Below are 15534 nucleotides of genomic sequence, written 5' to 3'. Positions count from 1 at the left end.
CTAAATGTGCACATAAACCCGTTGACCTCCCAAGCCCCGGCGCGATAAGCCGCGCGGCTGGTATCGCATCTTTGCGGCACTCTGGACTTATGCCTGAAAAAGGAAATCGAACATGGACGCAGAAAGCAAAATCGAAGGCGCCGCAACGGGTGGCATTGCTGCCGACCGCCTGCGCTCCATCATCGAGCGGGTTGAGCGTCTGGAAGAAGAACGCAAGGCTCTGGCAGGGGACATCAAGGACATTTTCTCGGAAGCGAAGTCTGCCGGTTTTGACGTGAAGGTGATCAAGCAGATCATCAAGCTGCGCAAGCAGGAGCCTGCCGAGGTGGAAGAGCAGGAAACGCTGCTCGACATCTATCGCCGTGCTCTGGGTATGTAACTCGGGTATATACTCTGGATTAACGCAGCATCGTCAGACTTCCCTAACATCGCGACCGGAACATGATGTCCGATATTTCATGGCTGCCCGCCTGGGCACTGATGTGTCTTTTGATTGTCGCTGGTCTGTTCGGGCTGGCGTTGCTGTGCATGCCGTTTGCAATTTTTGGCGTGAAGCCAAGATTGCAGGAACTGGAGTTCCAGATCGCGGAACTGCGGGCCGAACTGCAATCTCTCACGCTTCGCCTGACTGCTCCTCCGTCGGACAGGACAGTAGCGTCAGGGCAGGGGCTGGAAGGCGGCATGCGTGCGCCTCTGCGGTCTACGCAAGAGAAAGTACGCTCCGTCGAACCTGCATCACCAAAAACGGCAGACTATTTCGAGCCTGTTGCAGTCGTACGTGCGGAAGGTCCGACCTATGAGGACGGACCAATGGCGGCTGAACCGGAGGTTCTGCGTCGTGCTGTCAGACGGCAGGAGCCCGCAAAAAGCTGGTCCCGTGCTCCCTGGGAAGATGAGCGCTCGCAAGCGGGCAGCCGTGAGCGTGAAGAACTTGCACCGCGTTCTGTTGCCACGCGAAATGATGATGAGGAAACATTTCGTCGGCGTGCTGAGCCGAAACTCCGCTGGCCTCCAAGAGACTGACGCGTTTTGTTGGAATCAGTGCTGGTCCAAAGCGAGGTCGTCGCGGTGGATGAGTACGTCCCGGCCTCTGTACCCGAGAAGCTGTTCCATCTCTGCTGAGCGATGGCCAATCAGCTTCCCGCATTCATCGGCGCTGTAGGAAGATAAACCCCGCCCGATGATGCTGCCACTCTCGTCCTTGATGAGGACGAGATCACCACGCTCGAAATACCCATCAATGGCTGTAACACCGGCAGGGAGCAGGGAAGCGCCGACGATGAGGGCCTGTCGGGCGCCACTATCCACAATCAGCGCACCTTTGGGATGCAGGCTGCTGCCGATCCAGCGTTTGCGTGCTGATCCGGTATCCGTCTGCGGCAGGAACCAGGTGCACAGACCACCATCCAGAAGTCTCTGAAGAGGGTTCTGTGTCTGGCCCGCCGCAATCACCATGGCTGCACCGGCACGATTGGCAATGCGCGCTGCCATAAGCTTGGTGCGCATACCACCTGAGGAATATCCGGGAGGAGGTTCGCCACCCATCGCCATAATCTCGTCTGTGACCTGCTCGATCACAGGAATATGGCGTGCATTAGGATTTGTACGCGGGTCAGCAGTATAGAGACCATCAATATCGGACAGAAGAACCAGGCAGTCTGCCTCAATCATCTGTGCAACACGCGCGCCCAGACGATCATTGTCGCCAAACCGAATTTCAGACGTGGCAATTGCGTCGTTTTCATTGATGACCGGAATACATCCCAGATCAAGCAACGTCTGGAGGGTCGCGCGGGCATTAAGATACCGTTCACGGCTCTCAGTGTCATCCGGGGTCAGAAGAAGCTGTCCGGCAACGAGGCCATACTCGGCCAGTGCCGTGCTCCACCCTTGCGCCAGTCCGATCTGGCCGACTGTGGCAAGGGCCTGCTTTTCGTCGAGCCGAAGTCGACGGTTCATTAGACCTAATTGGTGCCGGGCTAGCGAAATCGCCCCCGAGGAAACAACGACAACTTCTGTGCCCGCTTTTCGGAGATTGGCAATGTCTTCGCAAACACTGCGGAGCCAGTCCGTCCGCAGTGCCGCCTGTGCGCTATCAACCAGCAGAGCGCTACCAATCTTGATGACAATCCGGCGCGACTGCGCCAGGTGAGGGGCAGCGGCCGGGGATGTCATGCCTGTTTGCTTTCCTTCGCAGCGTTGACGCGATCCTGAAGTAGCCGGAGCAGTTCGGGGAGACCCTCTCCAGTCACGCCAGAGAGGGTCAGGACTTCTGCGCCGGATGCTTTGGCCAGTGCGCGCTTCTTGGCAGATTTCTGTTCCGCCGTGAGGGAGTCGCATTTGTTGAGCACAATGATTTCGGGCTTTGCGGCAAGGCCCGGATCATAAGCTTCAAGCTCATGTCGGATCAGCCGCCAATGCTTCACGATCTGGGACTCTGTTCCATCAATCAGATGAAGCAATGTTGCACATCGCTCTACATGACCCAGGAAGCGATCCCCAAGCCCAGCACCTTCGCTTGCGCCTTCGATCAGGCCAGGAATATCCGCGATGACAAATTCTTCAGTCGTGTTCAGGCGCACGACACCCAGTTGAGGGTGGAGTGTTGTAAACGGATAATCTGCAATCTTCGGACGTGCACGGGAAGCCACAGACAGCAAGGTGGATTTGCCTGCATTCGGGAGGCCAACAAGGCCAACATCCGCAATAAGTTTCAGGCGCAGCCAAACCCAGCGCTCTTCGCCTGGCCAACCTTTGTCGGCACGGCGTGGCGCACGGTTGGTACTGGTTTTGTAATGGGCGTTACCACGGCCACCGTCACCGCCACGGCACAGGAGAATTTCCTTACCGGCTTCATCGAGATCTGCGAGGAGGGTTTCCCGGTCTTCGTCGAAGATCTGTGTACCGACAGGAACATCAATGATGACGTTTTCCGCAGCAGCACCGGTCCGATCAGAGCCAGCGCCATTCCCGCCCTTGCGGGCCTTGAAATGCTGGGTGTACCGGAAATCAATCAGCGTATTGAGGGCAGGGACCGCACGGAAAAGAACGTCGCCGCCGCGGCCGCCGTTGCCACCATCGGGGCCGCCGAACTCGATGTACTTTTCCCGACGGAAGGCGATCACGCCGTCACCGCCATCGCCGGAACGTACATAGATCTTGGCCTGGTCGAGAAATTTCATCGTATTATCCGCAACATATGAAAAAGGCCGGCCCTGAGGAGGACCGGCCCTTCCGCTCGCGCTTGAGGGCGCGGTGACTTATTCGGCGGCTTCCGGCAGCGCCACGGAAACGTGGACGCGGCCTTCGGCGCGACGCTGGAACTTCACATGTCCGTCCACAAGGGCGAACAGGGTGTGATCGCGACCAACGCCGACATTGCTGCCAGCCTTCATCTTGGTTCCACGCTGACGGACAATGATGTTGCCTGCCAGAACGCTTTCGCCGCCGAACTTCTTGACGCCGAGACGGCGACCGGCGCTATCGCGCCCGTTACGACTGGAACCGCCTGCCTTTTTTTGTGCCATGGCTGTTTATCCTTCCTGGTGCGGACTATCAGGCCGCGTTGATCGCGTCGATGCGCAGCACGGTGACGTGCTGGCGGTGGCCGTTCTTGCGACGGCTGTTCTGACGGCGACGCTTCTTGAAGATGATCACCTTGGCCAGACGATCCTGTGCGACCACGGTGGCCGTCACGGTTGCGCCTGCAACCAGAGGCGCGCCAACAGTGACGCTGCCTTCGCTGCCGACCATCAGGACGTCGGAGAAGGTGATGGTGCTGCCGGCTTCCGCCTCAAGCTTTTCAACCTTCAGGATGCTCTCGGGAGCAACACGATACTGTTTTCCGCCCGTGCGGATGACTGCAAACATTCTGGAAACTCTCGCTGTTCCGATCTCGTGGCTGCTTTTGCCGGGGTATTCCCGATCTGGCGCAACCCAGTCGCTTCTTATCGTTGGTTCCCATCCTAATCTACGAAAGACGGACAGAACAGGCGGGTCGATACAGCGCGATGTCCTCTACGTCAATAAAAAACAGCACGGTCAAAGGTTGTGGTTGTACTTTTTTCAAGGGGTATGGTCGTGCCCTCTTGCAATCTCAGGAAAACCTCGCCATAAGCCGCTCCATCGATCAGGTCTGCTCATCCAGACCGTACGGAGAGGTGCCAGAGTGGTCGATTGGGGCGGTCTCGAAAACCGTTGTGCCTTCGCGGGTACCGTGGGTTCGAATCCCACCCTCTCCGCCAGATAACTCAAGAAACTAGCGTTTGATTGACGTTCTGATTCAATCAGACTTATCCGGTTTTATCTGCCGTATTTCGTAGCATCGGTCACATTTAAAAAGCTTTGAAGCAATAGTCGTTGTCTCACAAAGCAATTACTGAACAGTATCCTGAAGTTTCAGATGGCTGCGCTCGCCCTTGAAAGGGCGGCTTGCGTCAAGAAAGTCCGCATTGCTTTGCATTGTATAGGCAATCACGACGAGATAGGTGATGGCACGGGTCATTTCCAACCGTGTCACGAGATCTGTTTCATGCTCATCAAGAGCACGTAAGCGTCTGACTGCGGCGTTTGCAACGCGGGCTGCCTTATCATGTCGCTTTGTGGATTGCTCAACATAATGAAGCACCAACTGAATGGGGCGTCGCGCGCTATCCGGTAAATATTCCCGATCGAGAAGCGTGCGAAGGCGGATGATATTCAGTCCTAATGTCAGTGTTGCAAGTGTTCCAAGAATACACGCTTCAATCAGTGGGGCAGGGGTTGGGCCGGCGTGCCGGATGAGGCGTGCAAAACGATCCGTGTTACGTCCGATCCAAACACTGATCTGGGGTGTGTAGTTCGGGTCTGCCAGATGACGGAGTTCCGTCAACATAATGCGACGCAGACGAAACCGCTCATCTGAACTGCTGAACGGCAGAACGGTACGAAAAACCAGAACACTGATACCAACAGCCATCACAACAGCCATGTTGCTGTTGTAGAACGCCACTTCATTCATGACATGATGGTTTTCAAGTCCCAGCATGGCAGGAAGCAGCAGGCCGTATGCTGCGGCCCCCCCTGCGGTGGAGGGATTCCCTTTCGCCAATCCACCGAGAAACATTGCAGGGCCCAGAAAAAGCGTCAGCGTTTCGAAGGTTGTGACCTTCGGCATCAAGACAAAGACCAGAATCCACGCGACGACATAGGCCGCAAGCGCGCCTTTCAGAAATTCCATGGTCCCAAGAACGGGGTTTTCCTTGGTTGCGAACAGGCCGCACACCAGAGTCGTAATGGCAATGAAACCAAGCCCACTGGGCCAGGCGGTAATTTCATAAATCAGGGCCGTTACCAGAACAGCGCATGCTCCCCGAAGCCCGTTATGGATGGCCTCACGGGTATCCCGATGGGTTTGTCGTTGAAAATGGAAATGATCGCCGGGAATGGAGTGTGTACTGGCTTCATATTCCTTGATCGCAAGCTCAAGGTCCCCAAGTAGTTCGCCCAGAGACATGAACAGGACGCGCTCATCCAGATGGGCTTCCGTATCCTGCTCATTGAGTCTGAGATCGAAAGGATCATTACCCGGAACAGGCTCATTGCTGTTCTGAAGATCCGTCTCCCGATGCGGGGCGGCATACAGGCGGCACACGTCTCGAAGATGCTGGAGTTCCGCCAGAAGGTCGGGAACGGTTGTCGTATTGGCGATCCGTTTTGGAAAATCTCTGAGGAAAGAAAGAATTTCGTCTGCGGCCTGCGTAAATGCAGGATGTTCATGATTAAGGAGCTGGAGCCGCATGGCCATGCCAAACCCGCGGGACAGCAGAGCAGACACAGAGGCCAGAGCAGCGCGGGCGTGATCGCCTTCGTGACCGTGCGGCCCCATTTCTACTTCAGCAAATTCGATCTGATCGTTGATGCTGAGGATGGTGCCGAACTGTCGGCGTGCGGCATTCAGGGCTCCGCGTTCTTCACCAAGGATGCTGCATAAGGTCCCGGTTACGAGAACGAGTGCGGATTCCAGCTTCTGGCGCAATTGCGCGCGCGCCTGTCGTTCCTGGGTCGTTGCGAAGATCAGGCCCATGAACGCTTCGCACAGCACGCCCAGAATAATGTAAGTGGTGCGGGAGACGGCCACTGTGAAAATATTGTCAGGATCGGATGCCGCGTCCATGCAGATGATCGAACAGGTATATCCTGCAAGAACAAGGGCGTAGGAGCGAAAGTTACTGACAAATGTCGCCAGTCCGCTGCACATGCCAATCCAGATGGCAATCATGGGAAAGAACAGCCATGGCGCTTGCGGAGCCGCAGCCATCAAAGCAATCGAGGCGACAGCACCGGTAATGGTCCCGATAATACGCCATTTGGCTTTTGACTGACTTTCCCCGCGCGTTGCCTGTGCAACGGCCCAGACGGTCATCGCAGCCCAGGCAGGGCTATCGAGTTCCATCCAGAATGCGATGCCGATCGCGAGGCATGCGGCAAAAGTATTTCTGAGTGCGAAGGTGAGTGTCGCCGTCGAGGGAGCATAGACCCAGGACAAGGGTAGTTTAATCCGCGGGCGCAAGGCTGCTGACGCACTTGCACCGGAGGAGGGATTGTTCGGAGTCGGACGTCCTGCTGACGTAGTGCTGCCACTCATTGCAGGGCTTTCTTAGCCCCGATGGTTCCCGTTAGGCGAGAGCCGAAATGGCCATTCTCAGATCTGCGACGAATTTTATGTATTCGCGTGTCTTTGCATCCTCATCCGGCAGACGCAGCAGATAAGAGGGATGTACTGTCACAAGACCAAGGCTCCCATCTTCAAGTTTGAAAAGCCGGGAACGCTCACGGGAAACCGTAACGGGGCGTCCGAGAAGAGCGCTGGCTCCTGTCACGCCCAACATGACTGTTACCTTGGGCTGTAGAAGCCGACGTTCTGCCGAAATCCAGGGCGAGCAGGCGTTCACCTCCACTGATCCCGGTTTCTGGTGAATGCGCCGGTTTCCTTTCTGAATAAATTTGAAGTGTTTGACAGCATTACTGACCCACGCTTCATGGCGCTGCCCTCGGGCTTCCTCAAAAGCCTTGTCAAAAAGCTGTCCGGCTGGCCCCACAAAAGGACGACCTTGAAGATCTTCCTGATCTCCAGGTTGTTCCCCAACAAATAGAATGTCCGCGTTCTGAGGGCCTTCACCAAAGACGGTTCGCGTAGCGTGATGACACAGATCACAAAGCGAGCAGTCTGTAGCAAGTGCCCGCAGGGCGGTGAGGGAAGGAGACTGCTCAATGTCTGCGCTTGTAGGTGTTACGTGCACTGTGCCTAAACCCTGCCAATAAGCATTGGCGCGAGTTGCTGTCGCGATTTGTAAGGCTTGGGGAAGTAGGTCTGTACCGGAGGATGCCGTGATATCTGGTAGTGCTGGACCGATACGATAGTCCTGACCATCCCAGCAGAGCGTCCTGCTGTCTGACAGAAGAACCCATGGTGCAGTCCGTAATCGGCCAAGTGGCCCAATCTGACTATCAATTAATTGTGGTTCATAGTCTGTTTTGATGACCTGCCAGTCTTTAAGCCGATTTTCCGGGAATGTGCTTCTCAGTGCGAGAATTTGCTCTCGGACATTTTCGGCAATCTGTTCGAAATCCTGCAGGTCGGTCCTGGAAGGCTCTCCAGAGTGCTGGATATGTGCCAGCGCGCGGTAGAGTCGATCAAACCGGTCGGGAGTGGACGAAGCAAACACCGAAGACATTAATCGACCGAAAGAACGAGGTATTTTCAGTGAAGACGGAGCATTCGGAAGAATACGCTTGCTCTGAGGGGCGTATAATGAGTCTGTTTCCTGTGTGGACCAATGAATCGCGCTTGCCGCAACCTGTCGGTTCAGGAAATCACGGCTGAGAGAGCGCCATCCCATGAAATCACTTGGGGAGCAGAGTATGGCAGTGATGGATTGCATAAGGCTCACAAAGGAACATTGGTGGATTTCGAAAGGGATAATAAGATAATTACTTCTTTTTTAGGCTGCATATTCTAGAAATTTTGTTAAAATTGATTCGCTATCTGCATGGTGTTGACCGTATATTCTGCGATCATAACAGGCAGAATGTTTTCATGCCGTAAATGGCTAAAAATATTACCCCTTAGGGAAGGTAAAATATTATGTCGGAGAATACGTCCTCCCATCCGGATCTGCTGGAACTGACTGCGCAGATCGTTGCCGCTCAGGTTTCCAAAGGAAGTGTGGATGCGGAAACTCTTCCGGCATTGATTCGGCAGGTCTATGAAGCCCTTGCCAATGCCGGTGTTCCACAACAGGAGCCTGAACCAGAGCGTCCGCAGCCTGCTGTTCCTATCAAGCGGTCTGTATTCCCGGACTATATTGTCTGTCTCGAAGACGGCAAGAAGCTGAAAATGCTCAAGCGTCATCTTCAAAGTGCATATAACATGACGCCAGAACAGTACCGTGAGCGCTGGGGGCTGCCCTCCGATTATCCGCTGGTGGCTCCTAATTATGCCCAGCGCCGCTCCGCTCTCGCTCGCGAAATAGGTCTTGGTCGCAAAATCAGTGCAACGGGAGAGGGCAAGAAAGAAGGCGCCCGTACTCGTCAGTCTAAGAAGCAAGGCTAAAGTCTTTGGTTCTCCAGTATAAAAGTCGCTGGGGAAATTGACATTGTCGGTCGGGCCGGAGACTACTGTTTCATGAATTCTGAAGCAGAAATCCTTCTCCGGACCCAGACTGAGAAACGGCGGCTTCTCCGATGGAGAATTGCCGCTCTTTTGTTTTTTCTGACAGCTCTTGTCGTGGCTGTCGGTAAAGGCCACCCCGTCGCGGTTGACTTGGGAGGGCGGCCTCATATTGCTCGTGTTGTCATTAAGGGGGTCATTGGAAACGATGTCTCGCGGATTACGACAGCACTGAAAAAAGCCCAGAATTCTCCTTCCGTGACTGGACTTCTCGTTGTCGTAGACAGCCCGGGTGGCGGTGTAACAGGCGGCGAGCGTCTGCATGATGCGATCGAACAGTTCGCTTCCAAAAAACCTGTTGTCGTCACAATGGGGGATATGGGCGCATCAGCCGCCTATATGCTTTCTGTGCCTGCACAACACATCGTGGCGCTTCCTTCCACGCTGACAGGCTCAATCGGCGTCATTCTGCAACGTCCTGATGTTTCGCCTTTGCTTGGGCGCGTGGGAATCGATGTGGCGGCCATTACGTCAGGCGCCATGAAGGACCAAACAGATCCGACCAGTCATTTGACTCCTGAGGGCAAAGCCATGCTGCAGGGGTTGGTAAATGATCTTTTCGATCAGTTCGTCGGGATGGTGTCCAAAGGGCGTCATCTGTCGGAGGAAAAAGTCCGTAGCCTTGCTGATGGACGGGCCTATACAGGGCGTCAGGCGATCAGTCTGGGTCTCATAGATGAACTGGGGGATGAAGATGCCGCCCGACTGTGGCTTCGCAAGCAGTTGAAAATCGGCAATGCTCAATATCCCGTCATGCCTTTGCTCTCTGAAACATCACGGCACTGGTATGATTTTCCTCATCGCCGGGCCATCCTTGAAGGTGTGTTCGGAGCGGGGATCATGGAAAAAATGGATAGGCAACTGGCAATCAGCAGCCTTGACGGGGCCGTTGCGATCTTGCAACCCTGAAGCTCGTTTCATGGGCGGAGGCAGATAGGCTGCAATCATGACCAGATCGGAACTCATTGCCGAGCTTTCCGCACAATATCCCCACCTCCTGGCCAGGGATATTGAACGGATCGTTCATACGATTTTTGATGAAATCGGGGCAGCTCTCGCTCGGGGAGATCGCGTCGAGTTAAGGGGCTTTGGCGCTTTTATTCCGCGTCAGCGTGATGCGCGGACCGGACGTAATCCCCGAACGGGCGACACCGTCTCTGTAGATGAGAAAAGTGTTCCGTTTTTCAAAGTCGGGAAGGAATTGCGCGAGCGCGTTAATCATAGCGCAGTGTCTTCTGTGCATGAGGAATGACGCACTGCTGCGTTTCCTTGAACAACGCTGCACTGTGCTGTCTATGCATCATGCGGAACAGGAATGTTTGAACCACTGTATTGGGGTGCATATTCTGCATCCAAATACAGTATTCTTCTCACCGTATGGGGAGAGGTTTTCTTGAGTTCTGCAGTTATTCCTGTCTGTCTTGCCGTCGGTCTGGCGATTGTCGTGAAGCCGTGCTTCGCAGCATCGACGGCTAATACGCACAAACCTGTCTCGGCTCATGCCAGACATTCCGCACAACGGGATATGCCTCAAAAAATGCAAGGTGCGCCTTGCTACCAGTCTCAGGCTGGATTGATCTTTCTGAAGGCCAGCCCGGGAAAAGGCCATCTAGGCCATTCAAATAGCTTTGCTCCGATTGGAGAGGCCGTATTTCGGTCTTCGGCCAATCAGCACGCCTGTATTATGGAACATGGACGTCGCGGTTGAGCCACGACGTCTGTTGGGATGATTAATCCTGTCCTTTGAGGCTGCTGATTTCAGCTAGCAAGAAATCCCTGAAAACAGCGATCCTCTTGGAGGTTCGAAGTTCTTCAGGATAAACAAAGTAAGCTTCTACCAGCGGAACAGGCTGATCCGGCAGTACTCGTACCAGATTGGAGTATGATGCCGCAGTGTAAAGCGGTAACGAGCCGATCCCTGTACCGGCTGAAATAGCATTCGCGACGGCTGCGATGTTGTTGATGGCCAAACGGCTGCCACGATGAGCAAGCCCTTCGTGCCTCAGCAGGTCCAGGAGCCAATTGACATTGGGTAAGGGAAGGTTGCGCCCTGCAAACCCGATGATCTGATGTTCTGCCAGTTCCCGCAGGTTGGTTGGCGTGCCGTAACGCTCCAGATAATCTGGGCTTGCGTAGATAGGCATCGGGAAATTGGCAAGATGGCGCTGAACAAGATCCGGTTGTGTGGGCGGATGAAGGCGAATAGCCACATCCGCTTCACGCATTCCAAGGTGCAGGTCCGCGTCTTCCAGTAGAAGCGTGACCTCAATATCGGGATGCAATTCCAGAAACCGCTGCAGTCGCGGAGACAGCCAGCACAGGCCAAATCCGGTCGTGGTTGTAATCTTGATCTTGCCAGCCGCGCGTTCTTTGCTCTCGCTCAGAAAAGCCTGTGTCAGAGCCAGTTTCGAGAAAACTTCCCGCACGGTCCGGTTCAGGACTTCACCCTGTTCCGTCAGAATAAGGCCACGGGCATGCCGGTGGAACAGCGGCACCCGCAGCACTTCTTCCAGTGCGGAAATCTGACGCGAGACGGCAGACTGACTGAGGTTCAGTCTGTCGCCCGCATGGGTGAAGGACCCGGCTTCAGCGACTGCGTGAAAAATACGCAGCTTGTCCCAGTCCATGTGGTGATCTCCCCGATCGCTGGCGCGTCGGTCTTCGTCCTTCTTACCCATGTCACCTGGCGTTATTTCTGCGGTGTGTCGTTGAAGGGACGAAACTGTCTTATGCCGAGGCGAGGGTCAAGTTTTTGTCATAGCAGGTATGCCAGAAAGGTAGCGTTCGGCTTCCAGAGCTGCCATGCATCCTGTGCCGGCGGCCGTGACAGCCTGTCTGTAAATACGATCCTGAATATCACCCGCGGCAAAAACACCTTCCACTGATGTAGCGGTCCCGCCTGCTTCGGTCAGGATATAACCGTCTTCATCGCAGCGCACTTCATGGCGGAACGGTCCCGTATTCGGTGTGTGGCCAATCGCTACGAAGACCCCGTCAACTGGCAGTGTGGTGAACTCGCCCGTCTGTGTGTTCCGAAGTTTTACCCCACAGACAACTTCCGGAGAGCCTGAGCCCAGAACTTCTTCAACTGCCTGATTCCAGTGGAGTTCAATTTTCGGATTCGCGAAAAGACGCTGCTGGAGAATCCGTTCCGCCCTCAATCCATCACGGCGATGAATGAGGTGAACCTTGTCAGCGTGATGGGTCAGGTACAGGGCTTCTTCGACTGCCGTATTGCCACCGCCAACAACGGCTACGGTTTTTCCCCGATAGAAAAATCCGTCGCAGGTTGCACAGGCGGACACGCCTCCAGCCTGCAAACGCTTTTCCGACTCGAGACCCAGCCATTTAGCTTGAGCGCCTGTTGCGATCACGACCGTTCGAGCATGATACTCGTCGCCGGAATCTCCCTTGAGGCGGAAATATCCATTAGATGCAGGTCCATTTTTAAGATCCGCTTCCATGATCAGATCGTAGATCAGGCGTGTCCCGACGTGTTCTGCCTGCTCGCGCATCTGTTCCATGAGCCATGGCCCCTGCACCGGTGCAGCAAATCCGGGATAATTCTCGACATCCGTTGTGATTGTCAGCTGACCACCTGGCTGAAGGCCGGTCACGAGAATCGGTTTCAGGCTGGCGCGTGCGGCGTAGATGGCTGCAGTGTAACCAGCGGGGCCCGCGCCCACGACCAGAAGGTCCGTATGGTGGATTTCAGGCATGATTGATCCTCGTCCGTGTTTTGACCCTCATATAAAGGTTTCAGACGCATGTGCCATCTTTGCGGACGTCGCCTCCTGCCATATACCTCAGAGTCAAATGAACGCTTCTCTTTCTCCCATCCCCGTCGAACTGGATGCCATTGACCGGCAGATTATCGCCGAGCTTCAGGCAGACGGCCGCATGACCAACGTGGAGCTGGCCAGACGGGCTGGCATTTCTGCACCTCCCTGTCTGAGGCGTGTCAGACGCCTTGAAGAACTGGGGATCATCAAGGGCTATCATGCTGAGGTCGATGCGCCTCTGCTGGGATGGTCCCTGAATTTCTATGCCCTGATAGGGCTGGATAGCCAGAAAGGCAGTGTTCTCGAGGCTTTCGAGGCGCAGGTTGGTGCTTGGCCTGAAACCCGTGAGTGTCACATGATACGTGGGGGAGGCGACTTCCTGGTCCGTCTTGTTGCGCGTGATGCAGCCCATCAGAACATCCTGACCCGCCGCCTGACGGACAGTGTTCATGTCGTCCGCGTCCAGACCCTCCAGACTATTCATACCAGCCGGGATCTGGCAGGGGTTCCTATCTGATGACTTTGAGATCTGAAGAAGATCTCCTTTTGCCTGCACGGTTGAGCATTATCGTTCCCTGCTACAACGAAGCAGAGAACGTGGCTCCCATGGTTGCGGCTCTTAGTCGTGTCCTTGCAGAAGAATACTGGGAAGTCATTTTTGTTGATGACAACTCTCCTGATGGCACGTCGGCCCGCGTTTCAGACATTGCCAAGAATGATCCACGTGTTCGTGTTGTGCGGCGCGTCGGACGGAGAGGGTTATCTTCTGCCGTTATAGAAGGATTTCTGTCATCCAGCGCGACATATGTGGCGGTCATGGATGGAGATCTCCAGCATGACGAATCTGTTCTCCCAAAGATGCTTGCTGCCCTGGATGCCGGATCGCAGATGGTTGTCGGCAGTCGTCATGTAGAAGGCGGCGATAATGCCGGTCTTGCCGGACACTGGCGGCATTTACTGTCAGACACTGGCATCCGCGCCGCTCAAGTCGTTTTACCTCATCCTTTGACAGATCCCATGAGTGGTTTCTTCGTCATGAGGCGGGATCTTTTTACGGCAACACTTCCAAAGCTGTCTGGCACTGGTTTCAAGATCCTGTTGGATCTTGTCATGTCCGTGCCCAAAGAAACCAGAATCACGGAAGTCCCTTTTGTTTTCCGCCCAAGGGTCGCTGGGGAAAGTAAACTCGACGTTGTCGTGCTTTTGCAGTTCGCGACGATGCTACTCGACAAACTCACGCATGGCTGGCTGCCAACACGATTTCTGGCGTTTGCGCTGGTCGGGCTGGTGGGCGTTATCGTGAATGTTGCAGTTATGCAGTTGGCCCGCGTGTCGGGTATGGATTTTTCCCAGTCACAGCTTATCGGTACGGCCGTCGCTATTCTCACGAATTTTCTGCTGAACAACCGTCTGACCTATCATGACCGGCGCCTTAAAGGTGCAAGGATGTGGCGGGGGTTCGCACTCTTCGCAGCAGTATGCTCCGTTGGTGTCTTCGCCAATATCGGTGTCGCGCGAATGGTTCTCCACGATTTGGGTCATGGCCATTGGGATCGCGCGTCAGCAGCGGGAGCTGTCATTGGTGTCGTCTGGAATTATGCGGTGTCTTCAACGCTGATCTGGCGCTGACATGCAGACCGACACGGTTCGTACCCCCGGAATGTTCTGGGGCTTTCTCGGTCTCCTGACTGTATTGCGCCTTACCTTGGCGGCTCTTCTGCCTTTGACACCGGATGAAGCCTATTACTGGGTCTGGTCCCGCCATTTGCAGATGGGATATTTTGACCATCCGTTCATGGTGGCTCTCTGGATACGGATTGGCACCTGGATTGCCGGAGACACGCCTTTGGGGGTGCGTCTCTTGGGGCCTCTTTCGGTGTTGCCCGGCAGTTGGGCCTTGTTTCATGCTGCCCGGCTATTGCTGCCGTCTCGATCATGGCCGCTCTCCGGCTTTCAGGCTGTTCTTCTCTTGAACGCGACCCTGATGCTGGGGCTGGGCGCTGCGACCATGACGCCTGATACACCACTGGTATTTTTCGTCTCGGTGGCTCTGTACGCTATCGGCAAAGCGGTCACTCTGCCTACCAACAAGGCACTCGGATGGTGGTTGCTGACCGGTATGCTGCTAGGGCTGGCGTTTGATTCGAAATATACGGCCGTTCTGATTGGGTTTGGGCTTGGTGGCGCGGTTGTGTTTTCTCCCGCATGGAGAAAGCAACCGGGTCCCTGGCTCGCCATTCCGGTTCTGCTAGCGACAATATCGCCCGTTCTTTACTGGAACGCGACGCATCATTGGGCGAGCTTGCTCAAGCAGGGAGGGCGAGCAGGGGACTGGCATCCTGCCCGGGCAATCCAGTTTCAGTCAGAACTTTTTGGAGGGCAGATCGGCCTCGCTACGCCCCTAATTTTCGGCCTGTTCGTAATAGGGCTGTGGGCCTGTTTCAAGCGCAACATACTTCTGGTTTGGCTGGGCGCCCTTCCGTTGGCCGTGTTCATTTTTCACGCCTTCGGAGACCGCGTTCAGGCGAACTGGCCGGCTGTTGTGTACCCTGTCCTTGCCTTGGCCGCGGTAGAGGCGGGGCGGCGTATTCGCTGGGCGGCAGCAAGTGGCTTTGTGGTGACTGCTCTGGTCTGTTTGCAGGCAGCGTTCGCTTTTCTCCCGATACCTCCTGCGAAAGACCCGGTTCAACGCCAGACTGCTGGCTGGCCGGAGTTCGACCAGAAACTGGAACGGCTGGCAGTGGCTCAAGGGGCTACGGTTCTCATGGCAGAAGATTACGGTCTCGCCTCACAATTGGCTTTCAATCAAGGAAACTCTGGTCTGAGCGTCTTTGGGACAGATCGTCGTTGGGAACTGTTTCGTCTTCCTGCCGCAAGGGGAGAGAAAGGGCTCCGTGTTGAGGAAATTCATCATATTCCGAGCCCTTTGCCGATGGATGTTCTCTGTCGGGAAAGTCAGAGGCGGACAGTTCGCTGCTATCAGATGACCGTGGTCGAAAATCCTCTTGGCGTGCAGTTGCCACGTCACTCTTAAAGCTCTCC

The 15534-nt window shown here is 55.2% G+C and carries 17 protein-coding genes and 1 tRNA gene; 10 read left to right on the top strand and 8 right to left on the bottom strand.

What is annotated here, in order from left to right; genetic code table 11:
- Positions 1-112: 112 nt before the first annotated feature.
- The gene (locus tag GJA01_RS02180; RefSeq protein ID WP_007283547.1) at positions 113-379 is read left to right on the top strand and encodes a DUF2312 domain-containing protein; all 267 of its coding nucleotides are present in this window, start codon (positions 113-115) and stop codon (positions 377-379) included.
- A 62-nt stretch (positions 380-441) separates the two neighbouring features.
- Complete coding sequence (locus GJA01_RS02175; RefSeq protein WP_062505552.1) at positions 442-1023, top strand: hypothetical protein; 582 nt, start codon at positions 442-444, stop codon at positions 1021-1023.
- Positions 1024-1038: 15 nt separating this feature from the next.
- On the opposite strand, the gene proB is transcribed toward GJA01_RS02175, so the two are convergent.
- From proB to rplU, 4 genes are all read right to left on the bottom strand, one after another.
- A complete protein-coding gene (gene proB, locus GJA01_RS02170; RefSeq protein ID WP_062505554.1) occupies positions 1039-2175 on the bottom strand; it encodes a glutamate 5-kinase in 1137 nt (378 codons plus the stop codon).
- On the bottom strand, positions 2172-3182 hold the full coding sequence (obgE, locus tag GJA01_RS02165) for a GTPase ObgE (protein ID WP_062505556.1): 1011 nt from the start codon (positions 3180-3182) through the stop codon (positions 2172-2174). Before obgE ends, proB begins: the two co-directional genes overlap by 4 nt.
- Positions 3183-3260: 78 nt before the next feature.
- On the bottom strand, positions 3261-3527 hold the full coding sequence (gene rpmA, locus GJA01_RS02160) for a 50S ribosomal protein L27 (protein ID WP_007283551.1): 267 nt from the start codon (positions 3525-3527) through the stop codon (positions 3261-3263).
- 28 nt (positions 3528-3555) lie between these two features.
- Positions 3556-3870 (bottom strand): 50S ribosomal protein L21, encoded by a 315-nt coding sequence (gene rplU / locus GJA01_RS02155; RefSeq protein ID WP_023942800.1) that lies wholly within the window; start codon positions 3868-3870, stop codon positions 3556-3558.
- Between the two features lie 284 nt (positions 3871-4154).
- Here rplU and GJA01_RS02145 point away from each other — a divergent pair.
- Positions 4155-4244 (top strand) — tRNA-Ser (locus GJA01_RS02145).
- Positions 4245-4375: 131 nt separating this feature from the next.
- On the opposite strand, the gene GJA01_RS02140 is transcribed toward GJA01_RS02145, so the two are convergent.
- Both GJA01_RS02140 and GJA01_RS02135 read right to left on the bottom strand, forming a co-directional pair.
- Positions 4376-6625: an FUSC family protein gene (locus tag GJA01_RS02140; protein ID WP_062505558.1), complete on the bottom strand. Its 2250-nt coding sequence runs from the start codon at positions 6623-6625 to the stop codon at positions 4376-4378.
- A gap of 31 nt (positions 6626-6656) precedes the next feature.
- Entirely contained in the window at positions 6657-7922 is a 1266-nt protein-coding gene (locus GJA01_RS02135; RefSeq protein ID WP_062505560.1) for a UdgX family uracil-DNA binding protein, read from the bottom strand.
- A gap of 203 nt (positions 7923-8125) precedes the next feature.
- Here GJA01_RS02135 and GJA01_RS02130 point away from each other — a divergent pair, with 203 nt between their 5' ends.
- The 4 genes from GJA01_RS02130 to GJA01_RS15490 all read left to right on the top strand — a co-directional run bounded on the left by GJA01_RS02130 (position 8126) and on the right by GJA01_RS15490 (position 10418).
- Complete coding sequence (locus GJA01_RS02130; RefSeq protein ID WP_062015261.1) at positions 8126-8593, top strand: MucR family transcriptional regulator; 468 nt, start codon at positions 8126-8128, stop codon at positions 8591-8593.
- 72 nt (positions 8594-8665) lie between these two features.
- Positions 8666-9619 (top strand): signal peptide peptidase SppA, encoded by a 954-nt coding sequence (sppA, locus tag GJA01_RS02125; RefSeq protein WP_062505562.1) that lies wholly within the window; start codon positions 8666-8668, stop codon positions 9617-9619.
- A 37-nt stretch (positions 9620-9656) separates the two neighbouring features.
- A complete protein-coding gene (gene ihfB / locus GJA01_RS02120; RefSeq protein ID WP_010503930.1) occupies positions 9657-9962 on the top strand; it encodes an integration host factor subunit beta in 306 nt (101 codons plus the stop codon).
- A gap of 141 nt (positions 9963-10103) precedes the next feature.
- Positions 10104-10418, top strand: a complete 315-nt coding sequence (locus tag GJA01_RS15490; protein WP_253783440.1) for a hypothetical protein — start codon at positions 10104-10106, stop codon at positions 10416-10418.
- A gap of 22 nt (positions 10419-10440) precedes the next feature.
- Here the strand turns inward: GJA01_RS15490 and GJA01_RS02110 are convergent, their stop codons facing one another.
- Both GJA01_RS02110 and trxB read right to left on the bottom strand, forming a co-directional pair.
- On the bottom strand, positions 10441-11337 hold the full coding sequence (locus GJA01_RS02110) for a LysR family transcriptional regulator (RefSeq protein ID WP_062505710.1): 897 nt from the start codon (positions 11335-11337) through the stop codon (positions 10441-10443).
- A gap of 117 nt (positions 11338-11454) precedes the next feature.
- Positions 11455-12429, bottom strand: coding sequence for a thioredoxin-disulfide reductase (gene trxB / locus GJA01_RS02105; protein ID WP_062505564.1), 975 nt, complete (start codon positions 12427-12429; stop codon positions 11455-11457).
- 97 nt (positions 12430-12526) lie between these two features.
- Between trxB and GJA01_RS02100 the strand changes: the two genes are divergently transcribed.
- The 3 genes from GJA01_RS02100 to GJA01_RS02090 are packed head-to-tail and all read left to right on the top strand — an operon-like array spanning position 12527 to position 15526.
- On the top strand, positions 12527-13009 hold the full coding sequence (locus GJA01_RS02100) for an Lrp/AsnC family transcriptional regulator (RefSeq protein WP_007283564.1): 483 nt from the start codon (positions 12527-12529) through the stop codon (positions 13007-13009).
- A complete protein-coding gene (locus tag GJA01_RS02095) occupies positions 13009-14121 on the top strand; it encodes a glycosyltransferase (protein WP_062505566.1) in 1113 nt (370 codons plus the stop codon). Before GJA01_RS02100 ends, GJA01_RS02095 begins: the two co-directional genes overlap by 1 nt.
- Before the next feature lies 1 nt (position 14122).
- Complete coding sequence (locus tag GJA01_RS02090; RefSeq protein WP_253783442.1) at positions 14123-15526, top strand: glycosyltransferase family 39 protein; 1404 nt, start codon at positions 14123-14125, stop codon at positions 15524-15526.
- The last annotated feature ends 8 nt before the right edge of the window (positions 15527-15534 follow it).

The sequence above is a fragment of the Gluconobacter japonicus genome (assembly GCF_002723975.1).
Taxonomy (GTDB): domain Bacteria; phylum Pseudomonadota; class Alphaproteobacteria; order Acetobacterales; family Acetobacteraceae; genus Gluconobacter; species Gluconobacter japonicus.
Note: the sequence above shows the minus strand (reverse complement) of the source record. Positions and strands in the feature narration are given on the sequence as shown.